At 46.2% G+C, this 5198-nt stretch carries 3 protein-coding genes; all 3 read right to left on the bottom strand.

Annotation, left to right across the window (positions count from 1 at the left end; genetic code table 11):
• Nucleotides 1-668: 668 nt before the first annotated feature.
• Complete coding sequence (locus tag BCV39_RS10330) at nt 669-2840, bottom strand: polysaccharide biosynthesis tyrosine autokinase (protein ID WP_102433541.1); 2172 nt, start codon at nt 2838-2840, stop codon at nt 669-671.
• Between the two features lie 138 nt (nt 2841-2978).
• On the bottom strand, nt 2979-3419 hold the full coding sequence (locus tag BCV39_RS10325; protein ID WP_102433542.1) for a low molecular weight protein-tyrosine-phosphatase: 441 nt from the start codon (nt 3417-3419) through the stop codon (nt 2979-2981).
• A gap of 116 nt (nt 3420-3535) precedes the next feature.
• The gene (locus BCV39_RS10320) at nt 3536-4669 is read right to left on the bottom strand and encodes a polysaccharide export protein (protein ID WP_102433543.1); all 1134 of its coding nucleotides are present in this window, start codon (nt 4667-4669) and stop codon (nt 3536-3538) included.
• Nucleotides 4670-5198: the final 529 nt, after the last annotated feature.

The raw sequence follows: 5198 nt of genomic DNA, 5'->3' as shown, positions 1-5198 counted from the left end.
ATTCGAGTGACGGGTAAACGGGATGCGAAAAGCTAGAGGAGCAGATGAGGGTGGCGAGTAAACGAATAGCGAGGAGATTAAGAGCGGGTGCGAGTGACGGGTAAGCGAGATGCGGAGAGACTAAGAGCGGATGCGAGTAGCGGGTAGCGAGTAGCGAAGAGCTTGAAGAGCAGTTGCGGGATTCGAGTAAGCGAGATGCGAAAGGCTCAAGAGCGGATGCGAGTGACGGGTAAACGAGATTCGAAAGGCTTAAGAGCAGATGCGGGATGCGAGTAAGCGAGATGCGAAAGGATTAAGAGCAGATGCGGGTGACGGGTATCGAGATGCGGAGAGACTAAGAGCGGATGCGAGTGGTTAAAAAATAGGTGCGGGTGGCGGGTAAACGAGATACGAAGAGCCAAAGAGCAGATTCGAGTAGCGGGTAAACGGAATGCGAAGAGCTAGATGAGCAGATGCGGGTGACGGGTATCGAGATGCGAAGAGACTAAAAGCAGATGCGAGTAAACGAGTAACGAAGATATGAAGAGCGGACTCGAGTGGCGCTTTTCGTATCTCGCCACTCTCATCTCGTATCTGCCTTTCAGCTCTTTAGCTCTTATTTTTTCGATACTCGATAACTCGCATCCCGTATCTGCTCTTCGCTACTCGCATCTCGTTACTGCTCTTATCTACTTCTTGTCGCTCGAATACGTGTAGTTGTAGTAACCATAACCATATGAGCTTGATGCTTTCTTCTCGATGGCGTTGAAGATAACGCCTTTCACTTCGATGCCCGATTGCTCGAAGCGGTTGCGAGCAACATCGATCTCTTTAATGGTGTTTTGACCGTAACGCGCGACCATTAATGTGGTGCCCGCGAAGGCGCCGACGATGCTTGGGTCGGTTACCGCGAGTACTGGTGGGGTATCGACGATCACCAAGTCATACTCTTTTGATGCCCATTCCATTAGCTCGGCAAAGCGTGGGTGCATCAGCAGTTCCGATGGGTTAGGTGGCACTTGGCCGCGAGTAATAATTTCTAGGTTTTCAACTGGCGTAGACTTCACTGATTGAGTGAACTCTTGCTTGCTGCTCAATACATCCGAAAGGCCATTATCCCAGTTAACACCAAAGCTTTGTTGTAGGTAACCTTTACGCATATCCGCATCAATCAACAATACCTTTTGGCCTGTTTTTGCTGCTACTGCGGCGAAGTTGGTCGAGATGAATGACTTACCAATGCCTGGCGCAGGGCCAGAGATCATCAAGATATTGTTTTTCGCTTCGAGCATTGCGAAGTGCAAACTGGTACGCAGGCCCCGCAGCGCTTCAACCGAAAGATCAGCCGGGTTCGATTCGGCAAGCAGTGCTTGAGTCCCCTTGGTCTGCTGTTTCTTCGATTTAAAGCGGTTGGTTAGCTCAATCTGTAAATCTGATTTTGGTACCGCGGCGTAAACCGGAAGTCCGATTTGTTCAATTTGGTCTGGGCTTTCCACACCACGGTGGAACGCTGCTTTTACTAATACAAACGCGACGCTTAGCATGCCACCCAATAGCGTTGCTAATACAACAATCAGTGGCTTCTTCGGTTTAACGGCACGAGCATACGCTTGCGCATCATCTAAGATACGAACGTTACCAACCGTACCAGCTTTGATGATGCTCAGCTCTTGAACCTTGTTTAATAGCTGGATGTAGATCTGTTGGTTTACTTCAACATCACGTGTCATACGCAGTACTTCACGTTGTGTTTTCGGTAGCTTTTGTACTTGCTTATTTAAGCGCTCTTTCTCACCCAATAGCGTTTTACGCTTATCAAGTAGGGCTTTGTATGCTGGGTGATCTTTAGTGAAGCGCTGGCTGATTTCACTCTCTTTAAACGTCAGTTCATTCAATTGCGCTTCAAGCTCTACCATTACCTTCAAGGTTGATTGTGCTTCTAAACCCAAGTCGATCGATTCGTTCTTTTGGCGGTAGTTGTTTAGCGTATCTTCATAGCCAGTCAGCTCAGACTTGATGCCCGGCAGGTGGCTTTCTAAGAATTCTAGACTCTTTTCTGCTTCCGCTGAATTGCGCTTCACGTTCTGTAAGAAGTAGATCTGGCTGATGTGATTGAGTATCTCAGAGATCTGCTGCTTGTTTTCACCTTCAAAGCTCAGCTTCAAAATGCCAGTCTGCTTGCCTTGCTCAGACAATGATAAAGACTTCTTCAACCATTCGATCGCTTCTAGTCGGCTTTGTTTACCAATAGAAAATTCAAAACCATTGTGTGATTCAAAACCTGCCACAAACAAGCTGTAGTCGTCGGCAGTGGCTAACTCACCCACTTTGCCTTTTAGGATAACGCGCTCATCGTCGCGAACTAATTGGTAAGTGCCCTGCTCGGCATCTAGGATCTGGATCGTGTGCCCGTAGTCGCTCGCATAGCTTGGCATGTTAAAACGGCTAACCGCAATGTGGTTGATGTCACCGGTTAAGCGAGCAAAGCCTTTGCCAACGATGGGTGCATAGTTAGGTGAGGTAACTGTCGTTAAGTTAAACTTATCAACCGTTTCGCCTAAGATCATACGAGATTTGATGATCTCCACTTCTGTCGTGGCAGAAGATTCTTGAGAGAACAACTCGCCCATGTCACCGACCATCGATGAAATTCCGCCAGAGCTTTTCTCTTCAATTTGGATCAGGGCATCGGCTTTGTATATTGGCGTTGAAAGCAGAGCAAACGCGATACCAAACACAGCAAAAGCAAATGTGGTCAGCATGATTAGCCATTTAGCGTCCAGCAGAATGCCAAGCAGTTTTCCTAAATCTATCTCATCAGAGTTATCTGTATGCGATTGCTGAGAGGGTTGTGTTGTCATTTGTTTGCTACTTCCTAAATTATTGCTATTTAAGAGACGATATATACGCTCCGCGTACTTCTCTTTTATATGATTCTGTTGATGGCTTAGCCACGCCTACGTTTAGAGCATGACGTTTAAAAAACTGTCTATTTAAACCTACAGCTTTTTTGCCCAAGCTTGCGCCGCTTCGTCAATCAGCTTATAAGCATATTCAAACGCTTCACGGCTTTGACGGTGCGGATCGGGAATGTCTTTCTGGCCAATCCACTGACCAAACAGCATGGTTTTACCACGCGCTTCCGGTGATATTTGAGTGAGCGCCTCCATATGGCCCTTCTCCATCACCAATATCAAATCATACTGAGCACAAAGCTGTGGTGTAACTTGCTGCGACTGATGATTTTCAACATCAACACCATTTTCAGCAGCAATTAAGATTGCGGTGTCGTCTGCAGGCTTACCGATTAGATGGCTTTTCTCGGCCGCGATACCGGCAGAGGCCACTTCTTTGTTAGGCAGCAAGTTTTGTAAAACTCGCTCTCCGGTCGGGGAACGACAAATATTGCCCACGCATACGACTAAAATTTTATTAAACATAATGGTCTCTAATTGTATTGGGCTTATAAACTGGGTTTACTTTTAGATGTAAAAATCAGGTTACACGTACAATGCAACCTGATGATTAATTAGGGTTTATTACAAACCAGGGCTTATTACCAATTACGAACGCGCAACATACCTTCGGTTAGGTCGTTGAAGCCTGAAATGGTCGGTACAAGCTGACCGATTACACGGTTCCACCGGCTGATTGGTGCTGCCGTTACGTAAACAATGTCGTAAGGTCTTAAATCAAACTCGGTACCAATGACTAAAGCTGATGCGTCTTCCATATTCAGTTGATAGATGTCCGCCATGCGTTCTGATTTATCATCTGAAGTTCGGATGACAAACACGCCGGTTGCATCTGCCGTCAGTTGGTTGATGCCACCTACGTTGCTGAGTGCTTCGGTTAGGCTCATGCCGACACGGTCAATCTTCAACAGTTGTGGGTCATTCACTTCACCCATCACGAAGACTTTTTGATTATCGTTACGCGGTACGTGAACAATATCACCGGCTTGCAGTAAGCGGTTTTGAGTTAAGTCACCACGTTGCATCAAACCATAAAGCGAGATATTTTCTTCCACGCCATTACGGGTTAATGAAACATTGCGCCAATCTGCATCTTCAGACAAACCACCAGAGCGGTTCACGGCATCTAGTAAAGTTAATGGAATATTAGTAATCGGCTGTTGGCCAGGTTTTGAAACCTCACCCGTAATGTAGGTTTTCTTAGAGCGGAAGGCCGCTACATTAACATCAACCTGAGGGCTCTCGATGTACTTAGCTAAACGAGTCGCAATATCCGTACGAATTTCACGAACGGTTTTTCCCGCCACTTCGACTGTACCAATGTAAGGGTAGAAGATGGTGCCGTCTGCATGGACCCAGTTACCGGCTTCTGCGCTACTACGGTAAGAGCCCGCTGGAATCGTCAGTTCAGGGTGATCCCAAATGGTGATGTTTAATATGTCACCGACACCCACTTGATATTCATACTTTGCAATATCAACATCTAATGTCGGGTTAGCTTGGGAAACCGATAAAGATTCGTTTCGGTAACTCGATACTGATTGCGCTGTCAGTGGGTAAAGGTTAACCACGTCAGAGATATCAGATTCTTGCTGTTCCTCTGAAGGCTGAATCACATTCTTGTTGCCAGTAGAAAGGTGAGTTCCTGGAGTAGTACACCCTGCAAGTAATACAGGAAGGAGCGCTATAAGGAGACGATTTTTATTAATCTTCATGTTAACCAAGTCATAGAAACGGAATGTGCCGTGATATCCCAAAGGACACCCAAAGAAGTTAGAGCAAACAATTTTATCAGCTACGCAGCATTTAATAGAGTTAAGGAAGGCCACTATCGTGATCTCGCTTCCATCTTAATGTCAAAGATAGGAACGCTACCGCCCCTTGATATTCCGCGACATCACACTGCGTAGTTAATCTGCCCCTATCAATATGGAATTTGAATAGGCGTATTTTGTCTAAGGCGTAGCAAAAAAGTGTGCTTGCATACGGTTAGTTTAATCCGTAAGCATTATCCACAAATTGTGGTTATTATCAACCTAGTTGAATGGTTAAAGAGCAGATACGAGATTCGAGTGAACGAGATGCGAAAAGCCTAAGGGCAGATTCGGGATGCGGGTAAACGAGATGCGAAGAGCTTAAGGGCAGATACGGGATTCGAGTAAACGAGATGCGAAGAGCTTAAGAGCAGATACGGGATGCTAGTGAACGGGATGCGAAGAGCTTTAGAGCGCAAGAGCAGATGCG

This window comes from Vibrio sp. 10N.286.55.E10 (genome assembly GCF_002872555.1).
Lineage (GTDB): Bacteria > Pseudomonadota > Gammaproteobacteria > Enterobacterales > Vibrionaceae > Vibrio > Vibrio crassostreae.
Note: the sequence above shows the minus strand (reverse complement) of the source record. Positions and strands in the feature narration are given on the sequence as shown.

Coding starts and splice junctions, on each gene's coding strand:
- BCV39_RS10330 (WP_102433541.1), bottom strand. CDS start 2,840: ATGACAACACAACCCTCTCAGCAATCGCATACAGATAACTCTGATGAG.
- BCV39_RS10325 (WP_102433542.1), bottom strand. CDS start 3,419: ATGTTTAATAAAATTTTAGTCGTATGCGTGGGCAATATTTGTCGTTCC.
- BCV39_RS10320 (WP_102433543.1), bottom strand. CDS start 4,669: ATGAAGATTAATAAAAATCGTCTCCTTATAGCGCTCCTTCCTGTATTA.